The sequence below is a fragment of the Paraburkholderia sp. MM5496-R1 genome (assembly GCF_050436205.1).
Lineage (GTDB): Bacteria > Pseudomonadota > Gammaproteobacteria > Burkholderiales > Burkholderiaceae > Paraburkholderia > Paraburkholderia tuberum.
Window position 1 is genome coordinate 644990 of the sequence record NZ_JBNDLT010000001.1, and the last position, 21939, is coordinate 666928.

At 62.7% G+C, this 21939-nt stretch carries 22 protein-coding genes and 3 pseudogenes; 14 read left to right on the top strand and 11 right to left on the bottom strand.

Features of this window, described 5'->3' with window-relative positions:
* Window positions 1-50 precede the first annotated feature (50 nt).
* Window positions 51-194 (top strand): annotated as a pseudogene (locus OKW38_RS03310) (IS6 family transposase); the annotation flags it as partial.
* Here OKW38_RS03310 and OKW38_RS03315 read toward each other — a convergent pair.
* From OKW38_RS03315 to OKW38_RS03340, 6 genes and pseudogenes are all read right to left on the bottom strand, one after another.
* A pseudogene (locus tag OKW38_RS03315) lies at window positions 187-342 on the bottom strand (GntR family transcriptional regulator); the annotation flags it as partial. The pseudogenes OKW38_RS03310 and OKW38_RS03315 sit on opposite strands and share 8 nt — an antisense overlap.
* 130 nt (window positions 343-472) lie before the next feature.
* Window positions 473-2083, bottom strand: coding sequence for an HAL/PAL/TAL family ammonia-lyase (locus tag OKW38_RS03320; RefSeq protein ID WP_429359960.1), 1611 nt, complete (start codon window positions 2081-2083; stop codon window positions 473-475).
* Window positions 2084-2102: 19 nt separating this feature from the next.
* Window positions 2103-2894 carry an ABC transporter ATP-binding protein gene (locus tag OKW38_RS03325; RefSeq protein WP_429359962.1) on the bottom strand — a complete coding sequence of 264 codons (792 nt, stop codon included), beginning with the start codon at window positions 2892-2894 and terminating at the stop codon, window positions 2103-2105.
* Window positions 2895-2919: 25 nt separating this feature from the next.
* Window positions 2920-3666, bottom strand: coding sequence for an ABC transporter permease (locus OKW38_RS03330; protein ID WP_184012210.1), 747 nt, complete (start codon window positions 3664-3666; stop codon window positions 2920-2922).
* Window positions 3667-3684: 18 nt separating this feature from the next.
* Window positions 3685-4407, bottom strand: coding sequence for an ABC transporter permease (locus OKW38_RS03335; protein WP_429332769.1), 723 nt, complete (start codon window positions 4405-4407; stop codon window positions 3685-3687).
* A 94-nt stretch (window positions 4408-4501) separates the two neighbouring features.
* The gene (locus OKW38_RS03340) at window positions 4502-5362 is read right to left on the bottom strand and encodes a transporter substrate-binding domain-containing protein (protein WP_429359964.1); all 861 of its coding nucleotides are present in this window, start codon (window positions 5360-5362) and stop codon (window positions 4502-4504) included.
* 155 nt (window positions 5363-5517) lie between these two features.
* Between OKW38_RS03340 and OKW38_RS03345 the strand changes: the two genes are divergently transcribed.
* A complete protein-coding gene (locus OKW38_RS03345; protein WP_429360675.1) occupies window positions 5518-5844 on the top strand; it encodes a LysR substrate-binding domain-containing protein in 327 nt (108 codons plus the stop codon).
* A gap of 52 nt (window positions 5845-5896) precedes the next feature.
* On the opposite strand, the gene OKW38_RS03350 is transcribed toward OKW38_RS03345, so the two are convergent.
* Window positions 5897-6058 carry a hypothetical protein gene (locus OKW38_RS03350; RefSeq protein ID WP_429332767.1) on the bottom strand — a complete coding sequence of 54 codons (162 nt, stop codon included), beginning with the start codon at window positions 6056-6058 and terminating at the stop codon, window positions 5897-5899.
* Window positions 6059-6385: 327 nt separating this feature from the next.
* Between OKW38_RS03350 and OKW38_RS03355 the strand changes: the two genes are divergently transcribed.
* The gene (locus OKW38_RS03355; protein ID WP_090811154.1) at window positions 6386-6985 is read left to right on the top strand and encodes a LemA family protein; all 600 of its coding nucleotides are present in this window, start codon (window positions 6386-6388) and stop codon (window positions 6983-6985) included.
* A 52-nt stretch (window positions 6986-7037) separates the two neighbouring features.
* Window positions 7038-7796 carry a M48 family metalloprotease gene (locus OKW38_RS03360; protein WP_429359966.1) on the top strand — a complete coding sequence of 253 codons (759 nt, stop codon included), beginning with the start codon at window positions 7038-7040 and terminating at the stop codon, window positions 7794-7796.
* Here the strand turns inward: OKW38_RS03360 and OKW38_RS03365 are convergent.
* Window positions 7751-8668 carry a mechanosensitive ion channel family protein gene (locus tag OKW38_RS03365; protein ID WP_184058637.1) on the bottom strand — a complete coding sequence of 306 codons (918 nt, stop codon included), beginning with the start codon at window positions 8666-8668 and terminating at the stop codon, window positions 7751-7753. The genes OKW38_RS03360 and OKW38_RS03365 overlap by 46 nt on opposite strands.
* Window positions 8669-9106: 438 nt before the next feature.
* Here OKW38_RS03365 and OKW38_RS03370 point away from each other — a divergent pair.
* The 5 genes and pseudogenes from OKW38_RS03370 to OKW38_RS03390 form a co-directional block, all read left to right on the top strand.
* Window positions 9107-9430, top strand: a pseudogene (locus tag OKW38_RS03370) (hypothetical protein); the annotation flags it as partial.
* Window positions 9423-9674: a helix-turn-helix transcriptional regulator gene (locus OKW38_RS03375; protein WP_090811150.1), complete on the top strand. Its 252-nt coding sequence runs from the start codon at window positions 9423-9425 to the stop codon at window positions 9672-9674. The pseudogene OKW38_RS03370 and the gene OKW38_RS03375, both read left to right, overlap by 8 nt.
* Window positions 9675-9823: 149 nt before the next feature.
* Window positions 9824-10309, top strand: coding sequence for an Hcp family type VI secretion system effector (locus tag OKW38_RS03380; RefSeq protein WP_090811148.1), 486 nt, complete (start codon window positions 9824-9826; stop codon window positions 10307-10309).
* A gap of 12 nt (window positions 10310-10321) precedes the next feature.
* Window positions 10322-10840 (top strand): DUF2778 domain-containing protein, encoded by a 519-nt coding sequence (locus tag OKW38_RS03385; RefSeq protein WP_090811146.1) that lies wholly within the window; start codon window positions 10322-10324, stop codon window positions 10838-10840.
* The gene (locus OKW38_RS03390; RefSeq protein ID WP_187613508.1) at window positions 10821-11081 is read left to right on the top strand and encodes a hypothetical protein; all 261 of its coding nucleotides are present in this window, start codon (window positions 10821-10823) and stop codon (window positions 11079-11081) included. Before OKW38_RS03385 ends, OKW38_RS03390 begins: the two co-directional genes overlap by 20 nt.
* Before the next feature lie 268 nt (window positions 11082-11349).
* Here OKW38_RS03390 and OKW38_RS03395 read toward each other — a convergent pair whose 3' ends face one another.
* Together OKW38_RS03395 and OKW38_RS03400 are read right to left on the bottom strand one after the other, a co-directional pair.
* Complete coding sequence (locus tag OKW38_RS03395) at window positions 11350-11613, bottom strand: DUF1348 family protein (protein ID WP_090811140.1); 264 nt, start codon at window positions 11611-11613, stop codon at window positions 11350-11352.
* Between the two features lie 91 nt (window positions 11614-11704).
* Entirely contained in the window at window positions 11705-12562 is an 858-nt protein-coding gene (locus OKW38_RS03400) for an oxidoreductase (RefSeq protein ID WP_429332853.1), read from the bottom strand.
* A 115-nt stretch (window positions 12563-12677) separates the two neighbouring features.
* On the opposite strand from OKW38_RS03400, the gene OKW38_RS03405 reads away from it, so the two are divergent.
* Window positions 12678-13652 carry a LysR family transcriptional regulator gene (locus OKW38_RS03405; RefSeq protein WP_090811886.1) on the top strand — a complete coding sequence of 325 codons (975 nt, stop codon included), beginning with the start codon at window positions 12678-12680 and terminating at the stop codon, window positions 13650-13652.
* Between the two features lie 197 nt (window positions 13653-13849).
* Entirely contained in the window at window positions 13850-14707 is an 858-nt protein-coding gene (locus OKW38_RS03410) for an MBL fold metallo-hydrolase (protein ID WP_429359968.1), read from the top strand.
* Window positions 14708-14789: 82 nt separating this feature from the next.
* Here the strand turns inward: OKW38_RS03410 and OKW38_RS03415 are convergent, their stop codons facing one another.
* On the bottom strand, window positions 14790-15722 hold the full coding sequence (locus OKW38_RS03415; protein ID WP_429359970.1) for a LysR family transcriptional regulator: 933 nt from the start codon (window positions 15720-15722) through the stop codon (window positions 14790-14792).
* Window positions 15723-15911: 189 nt separating this feature from the next.
* On the opposite strand from OKW38_RS03415, the gene OKW38_RS03420 reads away from it, so the two are divergent.
* The 3 genes from OKW38_RS03420 to OKW38_RS03430 all read left to right on the top strand — a co-directional run bounded on the left by OKW38_RS03420 (window position 15912) and on the right by OKW38_RS03430 (window position 21852).
* Window positions 15912-16712 carry a putative hydro-lyase gene (locus OKW38_RS03420; protein ID WP_260321448.1) on the top strand — a complete coding sequence of 267 codons (801 nt, stop codon included), beginning with the start codon at window positions 15912-15914 and terminating at the stop codon, window positions 16710-16712.
* A gap of 149 nt (window positions 16713-16861) precedes the next feature.
* Window positions 16862-18169, top strand: a complete 1308-nt coding sequence (locus OKW38_RS03425; protein ID WP_429359972.1) for an MFS transporter — start codon at window positions 16862-16864, stop codon at window positions 18167-18169.
* A gap of 50 nt (window positions 18170-18219) precedes the next feature.
* Window positions 18220-21852: a hydantoinase B/oxoprolinase family protein gene (locus OKW38_RS03430; protein WP_429359974.1), complete on the top strand. Its 3633-nt coding sequence runs from the start codon at window positions 18220-18222 to the stop codon at window positions 21850-21852.
* Window positions 21853-21939 lie beyond the last annotated feature (87 nt).

The window sequence follows — 21939 nt, forward strand, 5'->3', positions numbered from 1 at the left end:
TGGGCGTGAGCCGTTCAGGTGACAGTGAGTATAAGCAGAGAAAAATCTGAATTGCCAAGCGGACGAATGTCATGCTCGGCTTCAACCGTTTCAGGAACGCCGCGATCACTCTGGCAGGCATTGAGTTGACGCATCGCATTCGCAAAGGCCAATTCAACCTGGCGAAGCTCGGGCTCAAAGATACCGCCGCGTGAGCACACGTTGTGCGCTCAACTCGCGCAACACGCGCGAAACGGTCATGCGTGCGACTCCGGACTCCTTGACCAACTCGGTTTCCGAAGGGATTGCGTCTCCAGGCTTCCAGGTGCCATCGGCTATGCGCTCGATTACATAGCGCTTGATCTATTCGTATGCTGGCGCAAGCTTGCGCTGCGGCTTCAACCGCTTCGCCTCTCCACCCGCCTGCGCCGCCTCAGTCATGACTGTCCTGGTTGCACCGTGAACGATTTGCGCGCGCCGCGCGACGCCGGCCTCAAGTACCGACCGCCCCGGGCAAAGCATCGTTCGCCGAGGCCGCCGCGCTGCCCGCCACGCAGTCCGTTGGTGCCGGAATGCAGAAATCCCGTGAGGGCCGGACCGTCAGCGGGCCGGGCAACGGCGGCGGACCATCATCCATGATCATGTGGAATGCGCGTGTCATGTCGTCCGCAAGCGGACGGTCGTCACGGTAGGTCGGCAAGACAGCGCGAACCTGGCTATACAACGCCTGCGTATACGGCGCGCGCTCGGCCACGATAGGCTGCAGGTCGTATGCCTGAACCGCGGCAAGCAGTTCAATGCCAAATATGCGGCCGCTGTTGTCGATGACGGCCAGCGCCTTGAGCGCGGCCGGCGTGGCGTGGCAAAGGTGATCTTCCTGCAAGCCGGACGTCACACCGCCGTCGAGGCTCGCGGGCGCGGCCTCGCGGCGGTTCTGCGCGACCAGCGCCGCCGCCGTGTATTGCGCGATCATGAAGCCCGAGCGGGTGCCGCTCGCTTGCGCGAGAAACGCGGGCAACCCGCTCACGAGCGGATTGACGAGACGATCGAGACGCCGCTCCGCCATCGCGGCCACCTGCGCGACCGCAACCGCGAGGCTGTCCATGGCGAGCGCGATCGACGCGCCGACGGCGTGCGCCTGCGAGAACACGCGCGGCTCCTCGGGCGTGCCGGCGATGATCGGATTGTCAGTCGTCGAGGCGAGTTCGCGGTTCACGACTTCGGCCGTCGCAGCCAGCACATCGCGCGCCGCACCGTGCACATGCGGAATCGTGCGCATGCTGAGCGGATCCTGCGTACGCCGTCCGAGTGCCGCCGCCAGCAGACCGCTGCCCAGCAGCGCCGCGCGCATGCGCGCGCCGACCTGCGCAAGGCCCGGTGAGATGCGATACGCGAGCGAGCCCGCGTCGAACGCCACCATCTGCCCGCCGAGATTCTCGAAGCTCATCGCCGCCACGGCGTCAGCCCAGTCGAGCAGCCGGTGCGCGCGTTGCAGCGCGAGCGCCGCGAGCCCGGTCACGCACGGCGTGCCGTTCACGAGGCTCAAGCCTTCTTTCGCTTCGAGCGACAAGGGTTCGAGCCCCAGCCGGCGCAGCGCCTCGGCGCCGCTGATGCGCTCACCACGCCAGTTCACGTGCCCCGCGCCGACGCACACGAGTGCGATATGCGCCATGTGGCTCAGATAGCCGACCGAACCGAGCGCGGGCACTTCGGGCAGGCAATCGGCCTGGAGCAGCGCGACGAGCCGCTCGACGAGTTCGACGCGCACGCCCGAATGCCCGTGCGCGTAATTGTTGATGGCTGCGGCCATGATCGCGCGCGTCTCCTGCGCGCCGAGCGACGCGCCGACGCCCACCGCGTGGCTCATCAAAATGTTGTGCGAAAGCGTGTGCTGTTCGGCCGGCGACACCACCACGTCGCACAACGCGCCGACCCCGGTGTTCACGCCATAGGCGCGCATGCCGCGCGCGATGATCTGCTCAACAAGCGCGCGCGCGGCGCCAATGCGCTCGCGCGCTTGCGCGGAAAGCTCGAGCGGTGCGCCTGCCGCGACGGCGCAGACTTCGCGCCAGTCCAGCGGGTTTCCGGTACGGATGACGGTCATGATGAACCCCGACGATGGATCAATGTGCGTTGCGGTCCTGATGGCTCGACACGAACTGGCGGAAGCGCTCCGACTTCAGTTCGCCGAATACCTCCGCGGGCGTGCCGTCCGAATCGACCTGGCCCTGATCCAGGAACATCACGCGATTGGAAACGTGTTTCGCGAAGCCCATCTCGTGCGTGACGACGAGCATCGTGCGGCCCTCGTCGGCAAGCGTGCGCATGACGCGCAGCACTTCGCCCACGAGTTCGGGATCGAGCGCCGAAGTTGGCTCGTCGAACAGCATCACCTTCGGATGCATCGCGAGTGCGCGCGCGATTGCCACGCGCTGCTGCTGGCCGCCCGAAAGATGTGCGGGATAGTGGCCGCGCTTGTCGGCGAGGCCGACCTTCGCGAGCAGCGCCTCGGCTTCCTCGAGCGCTTCGGCGCGGCTGCGCTTTTGCACGCGCATTGGGCCTTCGATCAGGTTCTGCAGCACCGTCATGTGCGACCACAGGTTGAAGTTCTGGAACACCATGCCGAGTTGCGAGCGCACGCGGTCCACCTGGCGGCGGTCGCCCGGTTGCAGCTTGCCGTCACGGCGGCGCTTCATCTTCAGCGCTTCGCCGGCAAGCGCGACGGTGCCGTCGTCAGGCATCTCAAGTAGGTTCAGGCAGCGCAGGAACGTGCTCTTGCCCGAGCCGCTCGCACCCAGGATCGAAATCACGTCGCCTTCGTGGGCGTCGAGCGAAATGCCCTTGAGCACGTGATGGTCGCCGAACGACTTGTGGATGTTCCTCACGGACAGGGCGACCGGTGCGACTGCGTTCATACGATTCTCCGGAAAGATGGGCCGATCAAGACGCGACGCGGCGGGTTTCGAGTTGCGTGGCGGGACGGCGCACGACGGTGGGCGCGGCACGCAGATGGCGCGAGAGGCGCCGCTCGACGAGGCCGATGAGGCGCACCACGAGGAAATTCAGGCATAGATAGATCAGCGCAGCGCACGTGAACACCTCCGTCGTGCGATAGGTCTGCTGAATGATCTGTTGCGCGACACCAGTCACTTCCCAGACGGTGACAAGGCTTGCGAGCGCCGTCGATTTGACGAGCAGCACGGCTTCAGTCGAATAGGCGGGCAGGCACTGCCGCAACGCGATGGGGCCGATCACGCGGCGCAGCAGCGCGAAGCCCGACAGGCCGATTGCATGACCCGCCTCGATCTGCCCGACCGGCACGGCCATCAGGCCGCCGCGGATGATCTCGGCGGTGTAGCCCGCCGTGCACAGCGCGAGCGAGAGCACGGCGCACACGTAGGGCTCGCGCAGCACGGGCCACAGGAAGCTTTCGCGGATCACGCCGAACTGTCCGAGCCCGTAGTAGACGAGAAACATCTGGATCAGCAGCGGCGAGCCGCGGAACACGAGAATATAGGCGCGCGCGAAGCGGTTAGGCAGCCAGTGCGGCGAGACGCGCATCGTGACGATCACGAGCGAAAGCAGGCCGCCGAGCACGAGCGAGGTGAAAAAGAGGCTCAGCGTGGTCGGCACGGCGGCAACGAGCTGGCGCGTCGTGTCGAGAAGAAAATCGAAATCGATATGCATGATGAGGCCGCCCTTGCGTCAGTTGCGCGCGAAGTTGCGCTTGAAGGAGCGGCCGACGATCGTCTCCGCCCGGCCGAACACACGGTTCGAAACGCCCGTCATCGCGAGATAGAGCGCTCCGCCAACGACGAAGAACAGGAAGTACTGGTGTGTCGATCCCGCCGCGACCTGGCTGGCACGCAGCAATTCGACGAGACCGGTGACCGAGATCAGCGCCGAGTCCTTGAGGCTCAACTGCCACACATTGCCGATACCCGGCAGTGCGAATCGCAGCACCTGGGGAATCAGGATGCGGCGCGCCATGGTGAACGTCGGCATGCCGATCGCGCGCGCAGCTTCGAGTTCGCCGCGCGAGACAGCTAGCACGGCGGCGCGATAGACCTCCGTTTGATACGCGCCGGAAATCATGCCCACCGCGAACGCGCCAATCACGAACGGCGGCACGCCGATGAAGCCGTCGGCACCGAACCACTGCCCGATCGAGGACACCAGCGTCGAGCCGCCAAAGTAGAACAGATAGATGACAAGCAGTTCCGGCACGCCGCGGAAGACGGTCGTGTAGAAGTCGCCGATCACGCGCGCCGTGCGAAAGCGCGAGAGCTTTGCCGCTGCGACGAGCGCGCCGAATACCGCGCCGATCGCGAGCGCCGCAAGCGTCAGCACCACCGTCATGAACGCACCGAGCAGGAGCAGGCCGCCCCAGCCATCGGTCCCGAAGCCGAGCATTTCGAAAAGAGCCATCAAGCCACCTCACCAAGCCTGCGAAACAAGCCGCGCGGCATCAGCCTTTCGAGCCGGATCAGGCCGAAGCGCGCGGTCACGTTGTGAGCGACGCTCAGGGCGTCACGTCGGTCTTGAACCACTTCTCCGAAAGCTTCTTCACAGTCCCGTCGGTAATCGCCGACGTTATCGCCGCGTCGAACTTCGCCTTCAGGTCCGCGTCCTGCTTGCGGAACGCGAGGCCTTCGCCCGGCCCCCAGATCAGGCCGCCGATCTTCGGGCCGGCCGTCACCGTCGGCACCGCTTCCTTCTTGTCGGCATTTGCGGCGTAGTACGTCACATCGTCGAACGACGCGTCGATGCGGCCATTGGACAGATCGAGATCGCGTTCCGGCGAGGTCTTGTAGACGCGGATCGACGCGACATCCTTGAAGTTCTCGTTGATGAAGCGCGTATAGACCGTGCCCGACTGAATGCCGATGGTCTTGCCCTTGAGCGCCGTGCGCAGCGCCTGGACGGCGGGCGCGTTCGACTTGGCGTCGGTGTCGAGCTTCAGCGGCGCCGGGTTGCCGGTTGCCTTCGGCAGGATCTTCGTGTCGGTGACCGCGAAGGTCGCCGGCGTGGACGCATACGGCTTCGAGAAGGCAATGATCTTCTCGCGCTCTGGCGTGATCGAGATCGCATCCATCAGAACATCGAACTTTCCGGCTTGCAAGCCGGGAATCATGCCGTCCCAGTCCTGCGCCACGAGATTGCACTTGAGTTGCGCCCGCGCGCACAGGTTAGCGGCGAGTTCGGGTTCGAAGCCGCCCAGCTTGCCGCCCGGCAGCGTCATGTTCCAGGGCGCGTAGCCGCCTTCGAGGGCGATCGTCACTGTCGTCCAGTCCTTCGCCTCGGCGGTGTTGCCCGCAAGCGCCGCCGCTCCAAATGCGGCACCGATCAAACTCTTGACCAACCATCTGCACTTCGCCTGCATGTCCACACTCCTTGGATTGCCGAAAACTTCATTACGGTAGCGCGCCAATCGCGGTTTCGTCTTGTCTAGACAAGATGCGGGAAGTCGAATTTTGGCGCAAGCGCAATTTCTGAAAATGTCGCCGATTCAGGGTATCCACCAGGTCAGGGTCTCGGATCTGGCGCTTTACCCCGCCTGGCGGCGAACGCACAGTGGCAGTCACGGGTAATCGCATCAGCGACGATGCCGATGCAGTTCGTCGCTGGGCGATAGCCGGGGAAGGCCTTGTCTACAAGTCGCGACTGGACCTCATCGACGATCTGAAGGCAGGTCGACTGGTGGAGTTGTTTCCGCCGGCGTATTGCGAGCCTTCGCCGCTGCACTTGATTTGTGCTCACCGTGCGCAACTGACACCGACGATCAGCGCGTTGAATGCCTTCCTGCGCGAGGGCTGCTCTGCATTGCTGGCCAGCTACCTCTCGGGAGGCTCCCGATCTGCGTAACGAAGTTCGCCCTTTCCTGATCGTCTCAATGAGTCGACCGAAGGCTCAGGCGCTAGCTCAGTGTCTTGAACTGGATACCCGGCCAGGTGAGTTTTGGCAGCCTGCTTTCCAGGCAGGTGCGGAGTTCCTGCACCTGCGCCGCTTGGTCGGAATCTTCCGGTCTGATGAGGTAATACGCGTCACCACTTCCAACGGCGGTTTTAAACGGCAGCACGAGTTGCCGCTCGTCGATCGCGTCCTGTCGACCAGTTGCATCTCGCCGACGACGTTGCGCTCGCGGTCCGCGCGAACGTCGCGGTCATTACGACGCTCTCCGCACAGATCGCCATCGTGGAAAAGCGTCTTCGAAAAAACGTCGCACACACGCGGACTGCGCCCTCTTTACTCCAGTACCCGGCAATTGATGAAGCACGCTTAATTCGCACCCTTTGTCTTATAACAGTTTCACGAATTGATTGAATTAAATGTCATTTCACTTATCCTGTTTCCATAGTCGCGCGATGGTCCAAACCAGCAGTCCTCTCGTCGGAGGTCACGGCCAATGAGTCCCGTCGTCGTCACCCTGCTCGTGCTGCTGGGCGTCGGGCTACTGCTCGCGCTCCGCCTCATGGGCATCTACAACGGGCTAGTGGTCGCCCGGAACCGCTTCGCGAACGCCTTCGCCCAAATCGACGTGCAGCTCAAACGCCGCTACGAGCTGATTCCGAACTTAGTCGAAGCGGTCAAGGGCTACATGGGTCACGAGAGGGAGACGCTCGACGCCGTCATCAAGGCCCGCAACAGCGCGATGGCAGCCGAGCAGAAAGTCGCCGCCAACCCCAGCGACCCAGCGGCCATCAAAGGGTTTAACGAGGCCGAGGCCCAGCTCGGCGGCATTCTGGGCCGGCTCTTTGCGCTATCCGAAGCGTACCCGGACCTCAAGGCCAACCAGAACATGCTCGCCCTGCAGGAGGAACTGAGCTCGACCGAGAACAAGATCGGCTTCGCCAGGCAAGCCTTCAACGACGCCGCCACCGACTACAACAACCAGCGCGAAGTCTTCCCAGCCGTCATGGTGGCCGGCATGTTTGGTTTCAAGGAAGCGTCACTGCTCGAAACCACAGAGGCCGAGCGCGCAGCGCCCAAGGTGTCGTTCCGGTAACCGGAACCGCCACGGCTCCGTGCGCTTCACGCTCTCAAAAACCGCGCCGACCATGGCCACCAATTTCTTTCAGCAGCAGGATTCGGCACGGCGCAAGACCTTCCAGCTGGTGGTCTATTTCGTCCTCGCGATCCTGATTCTGATCGCCCTCGTGTACGGTCTGTTGGTGGCGCTCAGCATGTATGGCGCTCACGAGCCAGTGTCCTGGTGGCAACCTGACATGCTCCTGCTCGCGGCGCCGGCGGTGGGCATCCTGGTCGGCGGTGCCAGCGCGCTCAAGGTGGCCCAGCTCGCTTCTGGCGGGCAGGCCGTCGCCTTGATGTTGGGCGGTAAGGAGGTGCCCGGCACGACCACCGACGCGCGGCAGAAGCGGCTGCTCAACGTCATCGAGGAGATGGCCCTCGCTGCGGGAGTGCCGGTGCCCCCCGTATATGTTCTGCCGGAGACCGGCATCAATGCCTTCGCAGCCGGCTACGCCCCGGGCGATGCTGTGGTCGCCGTCTCCCAGGGCTGCCTCGACTACTTGACCCGTGACGAGTTGCAGGGCGTGGTGGCGCACGAGTTCAGCCATATCCTCAACGGCGACATGCGGCTCAACATCCGGCTGATCGGCCTGATCTTTGGGATCATGGCGTTGTCCATCATCGGCCGCAGCCCCAGTTCCTGCCGCAGCGTCAGACGCGTCCATTGCACAGCTCGCCGCAAAAACTGGCGGGTTCCGGCCGGCCTTCCCACGCCAACAGCGCGGGATCGAAGAACCGGGGGTTACACCCCCTGCTCCGGTTTTCTGATCGCGGATGACCCTGCCTGACCGGCGGCTGCGCCGGTGACCGACGCGGCCGTCGCGCTCGGCACGATGTGCAATTCACGGGTGCGCAACGGCAGCGAACATTGCGCGTCGGTCAATGTTTGACGCACCCGGCGCGCGAGTTCCCAGCGCATGGTCCAGAACATGTCCGTGTTCGACCAGACGCGGATATTCAGCACCGCGGTGCTGTCGTCGAAGCGGATGACCATCACCTGCGGCGCGGGATCGCGGAGCGCACGCGGGTCGGCGGCGGCGAGCGTGCGCAGCGCCTCAAGCGCGCGATCCACATCGTCACCGATCGAGATCTCCACTTCGAGATCGAGCCGGCGCATCGGATTACGGCTGAAGTTGCGGATCGAATTGCTCCACAACGCGCTGTTCGGCACGTATTCGCAGATGCCATCGGGTTTGGTGAGACGCGTCGTGAACAGATTGACTTCGTCGACCGTGCCCGCGACACTGCCGGCTCCGCCCTCGATATACTCGCCGACCTTGAACGGCCGCAACACTAGCAGCATGATGCCGGCCGCGATGTTCTGCATCGTGCCTTGCAGCGCGAGACCGACCGCAAGACCGGCTGCGCCAAGCACGGCAATGATGCTGGCCGTCTGGATGCCTAACTGCGACAGCGCACCGACGATCGCGACAATGCGAATGCCCCACAGGCCGATGTCGCAGAGGATCGGTCGCAGCGTGGCGTCCATGCGTGATTGACGCGCAAGAAGCCGGCTCAGCGACATCGAAGCGCGGCGCGCGACCCACCATCCGATCACCAGTATGCCCGCAGCGGCGCCCAGATGAATCGAGAACGCGGTGAGCATATCCAGCAGGAAGGCCCATCTGCCCGGACTGATTTCGACGAGAAGATTCTCCATGTGTCTTGACGATCCCTATATTGGACAGCGGGTAGATTGCCGCGCGCGAGCATCGACGGTATATGTGGACGAACTCGACTGGCTTCCGGGAATTTAACCAGATAACTTCCGTTTTGGACATTATCAGCGGTTAAAGCTGCGTGTTTTTTCTGAGCTGTTATCCAGATCGCTTCTGTCGTAACGGCAGCCGCCCGAGCTAGCGGCTGCCCGCCTCGAGTTCGGTGAACGGCCCCGCCGGCGTGACTTCGAGAAGACGGAAACGATGTCCTCACGGCCCGTTCGACCTTCTCTGCAGGCGTTTCGATAACCACTCAAGATACCCACAGAAGCTGGGCACAAGCCTGTGGAAAACAGGCTCATGACTCGCTCAACTCCTTGAGCGCATTGGTTTTCACTCACATGCTTCCGATAGGTCGGCTGCGTCGCGGCCACACGCGTGTCGGACGAGCCGCCGTCGCCGCGGCGGCGCTCTCGCTCACCTTCATCGTGCGCGGCGCGCTGCACGTACCGATTGAAGGATCGATCGCGCTCTTTCTCGCTGGCGCGGCGCTGCACCTGTTCGCCACCACTTCGATGGGCATTTTCATGGCCACGCTCGCGCGCAGCATGCCGCAGTTCGTGCAGAACGTCATGCTCGCCGCGCCCACCACGCATTTCGTCGAGCTCGGCCAGGCCATACTCTTTCGTGGCGCGGGCATCGCCGTGGTCTGGCAACCCTTCCGGTGGCTGGCGGCGATAAGAGGTCACGCAGCGCATGAATGAGCGCCTGCTACGCCGCGCCGAGGTCGAGCAGCGTATCGGCCTGACCGGATCGACGATCTATCTGAAGATCGCGCAAGGCAAGTTCCCCAAACCCATCAAGGTCGGCGTGGCGGCGGTGCGCTGGCGTGAAAGCGAGGTCAATCAATGGATCGCAGGACATCCACCCGACCCGCATCGCGCGGGTCTTTTTTTGCCTGCGCGCTGCGCTCGATCAGATCGCAATCACACTTCCGATGTTTGTTAAATCACGTCAAAGTATTGACAGTGCATAGCATCCCCGTTGCAAATGCTTGCGTATCTGGGTAAAAGATTGTCCGTTCGTAGTGCATACCTTATTAAAAATGAGGTCGTAACCATGCAGCGCTCATTTGACCATTCAAGGAAAAATTCAAGATGCCAATTCCTGCCCATATGTGGCTGAAAGATGATGGCGGCGCAGACATCAAAGGCTCGTCAACCGTTCAGGATCGCGAGGGAAGTATTGAAATTATCGGCTTCAGCCACGGCGTGAATCTGCCGGTTGATGCGGCTAACGGCAAGATCACCGGCGCGCGTGCGCACTCGCCGATTGCGTTCGAAAAGGAGTTCGATGCGGCGACGCCTTATCTTTACAAGGCCGTGGCGAAGGGGCAAACGCTGCAGTCCGCCGAGATCAAGTGGTATCGCATCAACGATGCAGGCAAAGAGGAAGTCTATTTCATGATGACGATCGAAGGTGTGAAAGTGTGTGGCATCAACCCCGGCATGGCTAATACCAGGCTGGCGCAGGCATCCGCACTCAATCACGTTGAAGCGGTCTCCATGATGTACGACCGCATCACGTGGCATTACCTTGATGGCAATATCAAATACACCGATTCGTGGAATGAGCGCGGATAAGGGGGCGTGACAATGGCCTATCAGGGTAAGTTTTTGGTGAACAACGAGCAGTTTTCACCGCTCACAATTTTCGGTGTCGGCACGTTCGACGCGTATTCTGGAAACGGTCAATACCGCAATCGCGGTGGCTGCACGGCTGTGCCAAGTAACGGTCCAATCCCTACCGGAAAATACTGGATCGTAGACCGGCCCACTGGCGGTATCGGGTCTCAAGCTTGGGCTTCGATAAAGGACACAGTTAATTCAGCGATTGGGAGTGCGGTACATCATCGCGAATGGTTCGCACTGTATCGGGATGATGGACTTATTGACGACGTGACATGGATTGATGGTGTCAAGCGCGGACAATTCCGGTTGCATCCGGCAGGTGGCGAAGGTATTTCACTCGGCTGTATTACGCTTCCGAGCCGCACGGATTTTCTGAGAATCCGTAACGCGCTGCTGCACACCATGACCATTCCTGCCGGCAATTCGGGGCTTCGCGCCTACGGAACAATTGAGGTCATCACGTATGGCAACACTTGTCCGTAGGCTGTTCAAGGTGGCGCTATTTGTCGGCCTGTTCTGCCTTTCCGTGCCCTACGTCCACACATACCCTATACCGATGCCGGAAAGGCAGGCGCTTGCGTGGTTACACGCTGCAAATCGGCTTGGCATTCGCGACCCGGATGATTTATACATCCCGGTCATGCTGCTGGCTGATCTGCTTGTGGCGACGCTTGCCTATGTGGTGATCATGAGGCTATGGCGGCGCTATCAACGCAAAAACTAACAGGGTCGATGAGCAGCGATCAGGCCGAATTCATTCCTGCGCGGTCCCGTCCAGTCCGGCGCGTGATGATCGCGTTGCGGGGGTTAACTGGTGGGTCAGAAAGTGCGCGTTTGCTCAGAGCCAGGCGGGACAAGGCTTTGCACGGCGCGCGCGAATTTTGGTCTGGAAGGCGATCCCTTCGATGATCCCGGTGATATCCGCGATTCTGGTGGAACTCGTCCTGATCTCGCTCATCGTATCGACCAACGACGGTGCTCAGCGCAATTTTTCAAAGACCCAGCTCGCTCAGACCTGGGTGATCGTCGGGGCGGCGACCCAGCGGCGAATGGAACTTGCGATCGCTTGCCTTGATCGGCATGTCGTTGATACAGGCATACCGGTGGTGCATCAGACCATCAGGTCCAAACTCCCAGTTCCCGTTTCCGTAGGAGCGAAACCAATTACCAGCGTCTTCCGCAAGTCGAACCTTCTCGATTGCCGATTCAAGGGTGAACGGTGGGATGTGCGGGCGCACTTCAGCGTTTATGGACATCACAGACTCCCCTTATCCAGGCGGGATTGAGACAAAAATGGGCACTACTCAGCAGCGCAACCGCGCTACACGTTCGTCATCTCGAGAGAACTCAGTCTGAGAAATCGGTTGACGCCGACAGTGCCTTCCATGTTTCAGTTTCCGTAGCCACATAGGCGTTCTTTTCGGCTATCGCCTTCAGCGTGTCGGTTCCGAGCGGCAGACGCAGTGGCGGTCTCGGTACATCGACAAGCGTGACGAGGGCCTTCGCAAGCTTCTGCGGGTCGCCCGGCTGATTGTGATTCATTCCTTCAGCGAATCGACGCACGTTGCCCGACGTCTCGTCGTAGTCGTCGATGACCTCCTTGCCGACGACGAGCGACGACGCATCGAGGAAATCGGTACGGAAATAGCCGGGCTCAACGACGGTCGCGTGAATGCCGAGTGGCTTCAACTCCGCGTGGAGCGCTTCCGTAATGCCTTCGACGGCGAATTTCGTCGAGCAATACACCCCGAATCCCGCCGCCGAGCGATAGCCGCCGATCGAGGACACGTTGATCACATGGCCCGAGCGCTGTCCCCGCATCACTGGCAGCACCGCACGCGTGACATTGAGCAGTCCAAAAACGTTGGTGTCGTATATGCGACGCACGTCTGCGTCGGCCGATTCCTCTACGGCTGCGAGCAGTCCGAAGCCGGCGTTGTTGACCAACACGTCGATCCTGCCAAACTTTGCCAAAGCTGCCTGCGCGGCTCTTTTGGCCTGCTCCTCGTCAGTTACGTCGAGCGCGACCGGCAACAGCGCAGATGATTCGCCGAGACGCTCAATGATCGCCCGAACGTTGCGTCCCGCCGCAACCACTGCATTTCCGTCCGCCAGGGCCGCTTGTGCGATCAGTGCGCCTAACCCGCGTGAGGCGCCCGTAACGAACCAGACGCGCTTGAACTCGTGCTTCGTAGCGTTGCTCATGATTTGCTCCCGTTTCGTGGTGAACGTGAAGAGAAGCATAGGGCGCGCGATTAACAGCTACTAGGCATCGAATGCTAGACTCATAATCAACCAATATTTGCGAATGGACTCAGCCATGAATGAGGTCCGGGCGATTTCGGTGTTCGTCCGCGCAGCAACGCTCGGCAGCTTCCGTCGGGCAGCTGCGGACCTGGGCATCTCGCCGCAGGCCGCGAGCCACGCGGTCATGCAGCTCGAAAAGTCGCTTGGCGTCCGGCTGTTTCATCGGACAACGCGAAAGTTGAGTCTGACCGAAGAGGGGCAAAGACTATTGCAAGGTGTCGAGCCAGCGCTCGCTATGTTGTCGTCCGCGATTGACGATGCTCGCCGTTCAGGGGAAGAAGTTGCGGGGCCCCTACGGATAAGCGCTCCGACGGCACTCGGGCGAACGGCACTCTGGCCATCGATCCTTGAGTTTGCGGCGCTATACCCTGACGTGCAGATCGATATTCGCTTCGACGATCATTTCACGGACCTCGTCAGCGATCGCGCCGACGTCGGCTTGCGCGGCGGGTCCCCGCCGTCCGAGGGGGCGATTGCCAGGCGACTGCTACCGATTCAGTTGATCGTATGCGCGTCGCCAGCCTATCTCGAACGGTACGGCACGCCGAAAACCGTGGACGAGCTCGATGCGCATCGTTGTTCTGGATACCGGCGTGCGAACACCGGCAAGCAGGCGCCGTGGGAATTTATGGTGGGCGGGGAGATTGTGTATCGGGAGATGGCTGCTTCGGTCTGTTCGAACGATATCGACGCGGAAACCGAAGCGGTACTGGCCGGCGTGGCAATTGGGCAGCTTGGAAGTTTCTCGGCCGTCTCACACATCCGGGCTGGACGGCTCGTGCCTTTGCTCACTCAGCATTTGACCCAGCGCGAGTCGATTTACGTCTACTACCGTCGCCGGACGGAACAACCGCTGCGCGTGAGAACCTTCATCGACTTCATCGTTGCGCGCCTCGCGGACAACAGTCAATTTTTCCTCACAGCAGAGGAGTTGGTTACTTCGACGAGCAGAAGCGGCCGCGCCAGGAGCAGACGAAGTGCCGCGTAGGGGTGTCTGTTGCGGCAAGCGTAGCCAGCCGTGGTAAATCACTCCAAACGCAGACAAGGCTTCGTAGCGGGACAAGGGCGTGGCGAACGAGCCGTTTGCGCCTGTACATCAATGATCGTGTAACAATCCCTCCAACGACCGCGAGACGCCAGCGAGCGTCGAGCCGGCGGATGCGCACGTCAGCCCGGGAGCATCAGATGAAGCCCATACGTAATACCGACTCTGCTTCAGGAGAGTGGTACATCGACACTGCATGCATCAATTGCGGTGCATCTCGTCACGTCGCGCCTGGGCTGATTGTCGAGCGCAACGACAAGAGTGTCTTCGTTCGGCAGCCGACCACACCGGAAGAGCAGCTTGATGCCTGGCGTGCGGTGCTCGTCTGCCCTACGGCGTCGGTACGCAGCGAAACGAAACAGCTTCGTCCTAACGCGGCGATCTTTCCGCAGCAGATCACATCGGGCGTGTGGCGCTGCGGATTCAACGCACGGTCGTCGTTTGGCGCACATTCTTATTTTGCCGCGCGTCCGGAAGGCAATCTGCTCATCGACTCTCCGCGCTATGCGGCGGAACTCGTGAAATGGTTTGACGGCGCTGGCGGTATTGCGCACATTCTGCTGTCGCATCGTGACGACGTCGCAGACGCGGACAAATACGCGCGTCAATTCGGCGCGCGCGTCTGGATTCACCGCGAGGACGTGTTGGCCGCCCCATATGCGACGGATCTGCTCGACGACGGTTCAGCACTGAACATTGCGGCCGGCGTGCGCGCGATCCCTGTACCCGGGCACACTCGGGGTAGCGTCGTGTACCAGCTCGATGATCGCGTGCTGTTCTCGGGGGATTCGCTTGCCTGGAGCCCACGCCAGCAGGACCTCGTCGCGTTCAGGGACGCGTGCTGGTACTCGTGGACAGCGCTCACCGAATCGCTCGGCAAGTTGGCCGCGTATCGCTTCGAATGGCTGCTTCCTGGTCACGGTTGGCACGCGCATTTGCAGGCTGCGGAAATGAATGCCCGCTTGCTCGCATTGGTTGCACGCATGCGAACGGACTGAATTCGCTGTTTTTCGCTAAAACGCGTCGTCCTTGCCCCTGTGGAAACGCTTGAACTCGAACCGCACGTGCAAGAGCCGGGTTCTATAGCCGCTCGATCAGGCGTCGGTCTCCCTGCTCGCAGTATTCATGACACGCCGCACGTGCCGCGTTCGCTGCGCCGTGCACGAAAAGCGGCGCATCCGCGCGTCGGGACATCGACACCACGATGGACGGCGGCGAGGGCTGCAGCGGCAGTTCGACCACCTCGCCTCGCGCGATCAGATCATCGACGAACAGACGCGGAATTGCCGCCACGCCGAAGCCATCGCGCACGAGTTGCACGATCACCGAAATCGATGGCGAACCCGTAATGCGCGTATCCGCGAGCGGCACGCCGTTGGCGAGTGCGAGCTTGCTGACGATGTCCTCCAGCGCGCGATGAGGCGCCGTCCCGCGCCCGAATGTGAGGATCGGATGACGCAGCACGCGTTTCGCGAGTCCGCTGCGCGAAGGCGGCAGCAGCCCCGCGCGCGCGATCCAGTGCACCGGATAGTTCGCGAGCGCATCGCAGACGATCGATTCCTCGTCGCTGCCTTCCACGCGAATGATGAGATCGAGTTCGCCCGCCATCAGACGCCGCTGCAGCACCACGCTCACGTCCACCGCAAGCTCCACTTCGAGCTGCGGATAGTCCTTCGAGAGCCGCCGCAGATAGTCGGCAAGCCAGCTATGCACGACCGTCTCGATCACGCCGAGTCGCAACTTGCCGCGCATCGCGCCTTCATGTGACGCGGCGGCCTGCAACTGGCGCGTCGCCTCGACCACGGCCTTCGCGTAGCCGAGCAGATATTCGCCGTTCGGCGTGAGCCGAAATTCGCGGCTCTCGCGATCGACGAGCACGGTATGCAATTCGTCTTCCAGTGCCTTCAGGCGCTGCGAGATCGCCGCCGGCGTGGCGTGAAGCGCGGTCGCCGTCGTGCGGAAACTGCGCAGCTTGGCAAGCGTGACGAAGGTTTCGAGGAAGCGCGTATTCATCAGTCAAAGGTGGGCAGTGCAACGGAAGCAAACCGCTCCAAAAATCTCAACGTGACTCGGGAAAACCCTCGATTCCATTAAGAAATTCTATTCACCTGGCGCAAAGAAAACTAGCTGGCGTCAAATTTTCTTCTTTTCTATGCTTGGCCTGACGGTAGGCAAGACGCATCGCCCACCGCAGACAATCCGATGCAACCGCCAGAGCACGCTAACACCATGACTCCATCCGAATTCCGCCAGGCCGTCCGTCACCGCGACTTCCGTGGCCCGACGGCCGGCCATTGCGGCGACTACGCGCAAGCCAATCTCGCGATCCTGCCCGCTGCGCACGCGCACGATTTCCTGCGCTTTTGCCATGCGAATCCGAAGCCATGTCCGCTGCTCGGCGTGGGCGAGCCTGGCGAGTTCCGCGTGCCGATGCTCGGGCGCGACATCGACATCCGCACCGACGTGCCCGCGTACAACGTATATCGCGACGGCAACCTGAGCGAGCGCGTCGAATCGATCGAAGCGCTCTGGCAGGACGATTTCGTCGTATTTGCAATTGGCTGTTCGTTCTCGTTCGAGCACATGCTCGCGAAGGAAGGCATCGGCCTGCGCCACGTCGAAGAAGGCCGCAACGTGCCGATGTACCGCACCAGCATCGCCAACCAGCGGGCGGGCGTGTTCGGCGGCGAACTCGTCGTGTCGATGCGGCCGCTGCGCGGCGCCGACGCGATCCGTGCCGTGCAGATCACGAGCCGCTTTCCGGGCGTGCATGGCGCGCCCGTGCATATTGGCGATCCAGCGGAACTCGGCATCGTCGATCTCGCGCGCCCCGAGTTCGGCGACCCGGTGACGATCCGCGCGGGCGAACTGCCTGTCTACTGGGCTTGCGGCGTGACGCCGCAAACGGCACTGATGGCCGCGAAGCTGCCGCTCGCGGTTGCGCACGCGCCGGGCCACATGCTGATGACGGATATCACTAACGCGTCGCTGGCTATTTTCTGACCGTCCCGGCGGCGCGCCGCGCCGTCGTGCAACAAGCGATTCACAGCACCTTGAAGCCATCGGGCCGCGCGGCCCGGAGGGAATGACGCATCCCTACGTTCGTGCGTGGCTTCGATCGTTTCGCATGCGTCTATCCATAGGAGCAGCAGATGGACAGCAAGACACTCACGGCGAGCGTCGACGATGCCGCCGACATGAAGTCAAGCACGGGAAGCCCGCAGCTTTCCTGGTATGCCGAAGCCGGTCCGCACGCGCGTCGCGCGTTCTGGAGTTGCAAGGTCGGCTACATGCTCGACGGCATGGACACGCAGATGCTTTCCTTCGTCATCCCGACGCTCGTCGCTACCTGGGGCATCTCGCTCGCGGACGCCGGCTTCATCGGCACGTTGACGCTGCTGTCCTCTGCGCTCGGCGGCTGGATTGCCGGCATTCTTTCCGATCGCATCGGCCGTGTGCGCACGTTGCAGCTCACCGTCTTGTGGTTCGCCGTGTTCACCGGCCTATGCGGCCTCGCGCAGAACTACGGCCAGTTGCTCGCGGCTCGCGCGTTGATGGGCTTCGGCTTCGGCGGCGAGTGGACGGCGGGCGCGGTGCTGATCGGCGAGGTGATCCGCGCGCGCGACCGCGGCAAGGCGGTCGGTCTCGTGCAGTCGGGCTGGGCGCTCGGCTGGGGCGTGGCGGCCCTGCTCTATGCGGTGCTGTTCTCCGTGATGGCGCCTGAAATCGCGTGGCGCGCATTGTTCCTGATCGGACTCGTGCCTGCCCTGCTCGTGCTCGCGATCCGCCGCTATGTGAAGGAACCTGAAGTATTCGAACAGGCCAGGGTTCAGCAGTACGACACTCAGGACACGCCGCGCTTCACTGAGATCTTCTCTCCCAAGCTGCTTTCGACGACATTGCGCGCCGCACTGCTTACGACGGGCGCACAGGGCGGCTACTACGCGATCACGACGTGGCTGCCGACTTTCCTCAAGACCGAACGTCATCTCACGGTAATGGGCACCGGCGGCTATCTGGCGATGATCATCGCGGGCTCGTACGCGGGCTATCTGTGCAGCGCGTGGCTCACGGACCGCATCGGCCGCAAGCCGAACTTCATTTTGTTCGCGCTGGGCTCGATGGCGATTGCCTTCGCGTATACCTCGTTGCCGCTCACGAATGCATCGATGCTATGGCTCGGCTTTCCGCTCGGCTTTTTCGCGTCGGGCATTTTTTCCGGCATGGGCGCGTTTCTCACCGAACTGTTTCCGACCCGTGTGCGCGGCTCGGGCCAGGGGTTTTGCTACAACGTCGGCCGCGCGATCGGGGCGCTGTTTCCGGTGCTGATCGGCGTGCTGTCGAGCCGCTTCGGCCTGGGCACGAGCATCGGGATTTTCGCCGTGGCCGCGTATGGCGTACTGATCATCGCCGCGCTTACGCTGCCCGAGACGCGCGGTCGCGAACTCGAATCGGCCTGATTTTCACCTTGCGCACACCACTACCACTTTCGCATCACGACCACGACACCATGAAGCACGATCACGCCTCCGATGTTTGCACGCCGTCCCGCTGGCAGTTCTGGATCGACCGCGGCGGCACGTTCACCGATATCGTCGCGCGCCGCCCGGATGGCACGCTCACCACGCACAAGCTGCTTTCCGAACACCCGGAGCAGTATCGCGATGCGGCTGTCGCCGGGATTCGCCATGTGCTTGGCCTGCGAGCTGGAGAACCCATTACGCCGCGCGACGTCGAGATGGTCAAAATGGGCACGACGGTCGCGACCAACGCGCTGCTCGAACGCAAGGGCGAGCCGGTAGCGCTCGTCACCACGCGAGGCTTGCGCGATGTGTTGCGGATCGCGTATCAGAACCGCCCCCGCCTGTTCGATCTCGACATCGCGTTGCCGGAAGCGCTCTATGAGAGCGTGGTGGAAATCGACGAACGCATGAGCGCGCAAGGCGAAGTGGTCGCGACGCTCGATCACGCGGCAGCGGAGCGCGCACTGCGCGAGGTCTACCACAAGGGCATCCGCGCACTCGCAATCGTGCTGATCCACGGTTATCGCCACACGTCGCATGAAAGCGAGCTTGCGGATCTGGCGCGCCGAATCGGCTTCACGCAGATCTCGGTGTCCCACGAAGTCTCGCCGCTGATGAAAATGGTCTCGCGCGGCGATACGACCGTGGTGGATGCCTATCTGTCGCCCATCCTGCGCCGATATGTGGACCAGGTCGCCAGCGAAATGCCGGGCGTGAACCTGCAGTTCATGCAAAGCAGCGGCGGACTGACACGCGCCGATGTATTTCAGGGCAAAGATGCGATTCTCTCCGGCCCGGCGGGCGGTATCGTCGGCATGGTGCGCGCGGCACAGGCAGCGGGTTTCGAGCGCGTGATCGGCTTCGACATGGGCGGCACGTCGACGGATGTCTCGCACTTCAACGGCGAGTTCGAGCGCGTATTCGAAACGCAGGTGGCAGGCGTGCGGATGCGCGCGCCGATGATGAGCATCCATACCGTGGCGGCAGGTGGCGGCTCGGTGCTCGGCTTCGACGGCGCCCGGCTGCGTGTCGGCCCCGACTCGGCGGGCGCCAATCCGGGTCCGGCGGCGTACCGGCGCGGCGGCCCGCTCGCGGTCACCGACTGCAACGTGATGCTCGGCAAGATTCAGCCCGACTATTTCCCGCGCGTCTTCGGTCCGAACGCGAACGAGTCGCTCGATCGCGAGGTCGTCGCTGAACGCTTTCGGGCACTCGCCGATGAAATCTTCGCGGCTACGGGTCAGCGTCGCACACCAGAAGAGCTCGCTGAAGGTTTCCTGGAGATCGCCATTGGCAGCATGGCTAACGCGATCAAGAAAATTTCAGTGCAACGCGGCCACGACGTCTCGCAGTATGTGCTGACGACTTTCGGCGGCGCGGGCGGCCAGCATGCGTGCGGTGTGGCCGACGCGCTCGGCATGACGCGGGTGTTCGCGCATCCGCTTGCCGGTGTGCTCTCCGCTTACGGCATGGGCCTCGCGGATCAGACGGCGATGCGCGAGCGAGCGCTCGAAATCTCGCTCGACGACTCATCGCTTGCGACGCTGGAAGCCGCGCTCGATGCGCTCGCGGCCGATGCAACCGGCGCACTGCTCGAACAGGGCGTGGACGCCGCGCGTATCACGACTGAGCGACGTGTCCATCTGCGCTATCAGGGCACCGATTCATCGCTCGCAGTGCCAGCGGGCAGCGTCGATGCGATGCGCGCCGCTTTCGAAGCTGCGTATCGTCAACGCTATGCGTTCCTGATGGCAGATACGCCGCTCATCGCGGAACTCGCTTGCGTCGAAGCGATCGGCCATGCCGACGCGCCAGTCGATGCCGGCAGCCTGCCGCAGCGCGCGGCAGGCGACGCGCCCCATGCGCAGTCGGTTGTGCGCATGTATTCGAGCGGTAGCTGGCACGACGCATCGCTCTACCAGCGCGAAACGCTGTGCGCAGGCGACACGCTCGACGGCCCGGCGATCATCGCCGAAAAGAACGGCACGACCGTGGTCGAGCCGGGATGGCAGGCGGTGCTGACCGTTCAAGGCAACGTGGTGATGACCCGCGTGCAACCGCTGCCCACACGCCGCTCGATCGGCACCGAGGCCGACCCCGTGCGCCTCGAAATATTCAACAATCTGTTCATGTCGATTGCCGAGCAGATGGGATTGCGTCTGCAAAACACGGCGTATTCGGTGAACATCAAGGAGCGCCTCGACTTCTCGTGCGCGATCTTCGATGCCGCGGGCAATCTGATTGCGAACGCGCCGCACATGCCCGTGCATCTGGGATCGATGGGCGAGAGCATCAAGACCGTCATCGAGCGAAATCGCGGCGCGATGCGCGACGGCGATGTGTTCATGCTCAACGACCCGTATCACGGCGGCACACATTTGCCCGACGTGACCGTCATCACGCCCGTGTTCGCAGACGGTTCGGCCGAGCCGCTCTTCTACGTCGGCTCGCGCGGCCACCATGCGGATATCGGCGGAATCACACCCGGTTCGATGCCGGCCGCTTCGTCGCATATCGAAGAAGAAGGCGTATTGGTCGATAACTGGCAGCTTGTTTCAGCGGGCGTGCTGCGCGACGCCGAAACACGCGCGCTGCTCGCATCGGGCCGCTATCCGGCACGCAACGTCGCACAGAACATGGCCGATCTGCGCGCGCAGATCGCCGCGAACCAGAAGGGCGTGGACGAGCTGCGCCGCATGGTCGCGCAATTCGGCCGCGACGTGGTGCTCGCCTTCATGCAGCACGTGCAGGACAATGCCGAAGAAGCGGTGCGCCGCGTGATCGGCGCCCTCAAGGACGGCGCGTACCGTTACGAACTCGATAACGGCGCGGTGATCGACGTCGCGATTCGCGTCGATGCTGCGACGCGCAGTGCGACCGTGGACTTCAGCGGAACGTCCGTGCAACTGCCGAACAACTTCAACGCGCCGAAGGCGGTCTGCATGGCAGCCGTGCTGTACGTGTTCCGCACGCTCGTCGGCGACGACATCCCGCTCAACGCGGGTTGCCTGAAGCCCCTCTCGGTGATCGTCCCGGACCGCTCGATGCTCAATCCGGTTTATCCGGCAGCGGTGGTCTCGGGCAACGTGGAGACATCGTCCGCGATTACGAATGCGCTCTATGGTGCGCTGGGCATCGTCGCGTCCAGTCAGGGCACGATGAACAACTTCACGTTCGGCGACGCGCGCTACCAGTACTACGAGACGATCGCAGGCGGCAGCGGCGCGGGCGATGGCTTCTGCGGCGTCGACGCGGTACAGACGCACATGACCAACTCGCGCCTGACCGATCCCGAAGTGCTCGAATGGCGCTATCCCGTGCGGCTCGAGTCGCACCTGATCCGCGCGGAGTCGGGCGGCGCGGGACGCTGGCGCGGCGGTAACGGCGCGGTCCGGCGCATCCGCTTTCTCGCGCCGATGACCGCGTCGATTCTCTCGAACAACCGCATTCACGCGCCTTTCGGCGCGGCAGGTGGACGCGCGGGAACGCGGGGCAGCAATCGCGTCGAGCGCGCGGACGGCGAGATCGTCGCATTGGGCCATATCGCGAGCGTCGAGATGGCCGCGGGCGACGTGTTCGTGGTGGAAACGCCGGGTGGCGGGGGTTTCGGGGAACCGTAATGCTTCATGGACTGCGGATGTTCAATGCCGGACAGCGGCGTCGGCTCGCCGATGCCGAGCAGGTTGCCCACGCTATCCCGGAACCAG

What these genes read in the sequence shown, in the direction of transcription:
- OKW38_RS03320 (WP_429359960.1), bottom strand. Translation starts at nt 2,083, where the DNA reads ATGACCGTCATCCGTACCGGAAACCCGCTGGACTGGCGCGAAGTCTGC.
- OKW38_RS03325 (WP_429359962.1), bottom strand. Translation starts at nt 2,894, where the DNA reads ATGAACGCAGTCGCACCGGTCGCCCTGTCCGTGAGGAACATCCACAAG.
- OKW38_RS03330 (WP_184012210.1), bottom strand. Translation starts at nt 3,666, where the DNA reads ATGCATATCGATTTCGATTTTCTTCTCGACACGACGCGCCAGCTCGTT.
- OKW38_RS03335 (WP_429332769.1), bottom strand. Translation starts at nt 4,407, where the DNA reads ATGGCTCTTTTCGAAATGCTCGGCTTCGGGACCGATGGCTGGGGCGGC.
- OKW38_RS03340 (WP_429359964.1), bottom strand. Translation starts at nt 5,362, where the DNA reads ATGCAGGCGAAGTGCAGATGGTTGGTCAAGAGTTTGATCGGTGCCGCA.
- OKW38_RS03355 (WP_090811154.1), top strand. Translation starts at nt 6,386, where the DNA reads ATGAGTCCCGTCGTCGTCACCCTGCTCGTGCTGCTGGGCGTCGGGCTA.
- OKW38_RS03360 (WP_429359966.1), top strand. Translation starts at nt 7,038, where the DNA reads ATGGCCACCAATTTCTTTCAGCAGCAGGATTCGGCACGGCGCAAGACC.
- OKW38_RS03365 (WP_184058637.1), bottom strand. Translation starts at nt 8,668, where the DNA reads ATGGAGAATCTTCTCGTCGAAATCAGTCCGGGCAGATGGGCCTTCCTG.
- OKW38_RS03375 (WP_090811150.1), top strand. Translation starts at nt 9,423, where the DNA reads ATGAATGAGCGCCTGCTACGCCGCGCCGAGGTCGAGCAGCGTATCGGC.
- OKW38_RS03380 (WP_090811148.1), top strand. Translation starts at nt 9,824, where the DNA reads ATGCCAATTCCTGCCCATATGTGGCTGAAAGATGATGGCGGCGCAGAC.
- OKW38_RS03385 (WP_090811146.1), top strand. Translation starts at nt 10,322, where the DNA reads ATGGCCTATCAGGGTAAGTTTTTGGTGAACAACGAGCAGTTTTCACCG.
- OKW38_RS03390 (WP_187613508.1), top strand. Translation starts at nt 10,821, where the DNA reads ATGGCAACACTTGTCCGTAGGCTGTTCAAGGTGGCGCTATTTGTCGGC.
- OKW38_RS03395 (WP_090811140.1), bottom strand. Translation starts at nt 11,613, where the DNA reads ATGTCCATAAACGCTGAAGTGCGCCCGCACATCCCACCGTTCACCCTT.
- OKW38_RS03400 (WP_429332853.1), bottom strand. Translation starts at nt 12,562, where the DNA reads ATGAGCAACGCTACGAAGCACGAGTTCAAGCGCGTCTGGTTCGTTACG.
- OKW38_RS03405 (WP_090811886.1), top strand. Translation starts at nt 12,678, where the DNA reads ATGAATGAGGTCCGGGCGATTTCGGTGTTCGTCCGCGCAGCAACGCTC.
- OKW38_RS03410 (WP_429359968.1), top strand. Translation starts at nt 13,850, where the DNA reads ATGAAGCCCATACGTAATACCGACTCTGCTTCAGGAGAGTGGTACATC.
- OKW38_RS03415 (WP_429359970.1), bottom strand. Translation starts at nt 15,722, where the DNA reads ATGAATACGCGCTTCCTCGAAACCTTCGTCACGCTTGCCAAGCTGCGC.
- OKW38_RS03420 (WP_260321448.1), top strand. Translation starts at nt 15,912, where the DNA reads ATGCAACCGCCAGAGCACGCTAACACCATGACTCCATCCGAATTCCGC.
- OKW38_RS03425 (WP_429359972.1), top strand. Translation starts at nt 16,862, where the DNA reads ATGGACAGCAAGACACTCACGGCGAGCGTCGACGATGCCGCCGACATG.
- OKW38_RS03430 (WP_429359974.1), top strand. Translation starts at nt 18,220, where the DNA reads ATGAAGCACGATCACGCCTCCGATGTTTGCACGCCGTCCCGCTGGCAG.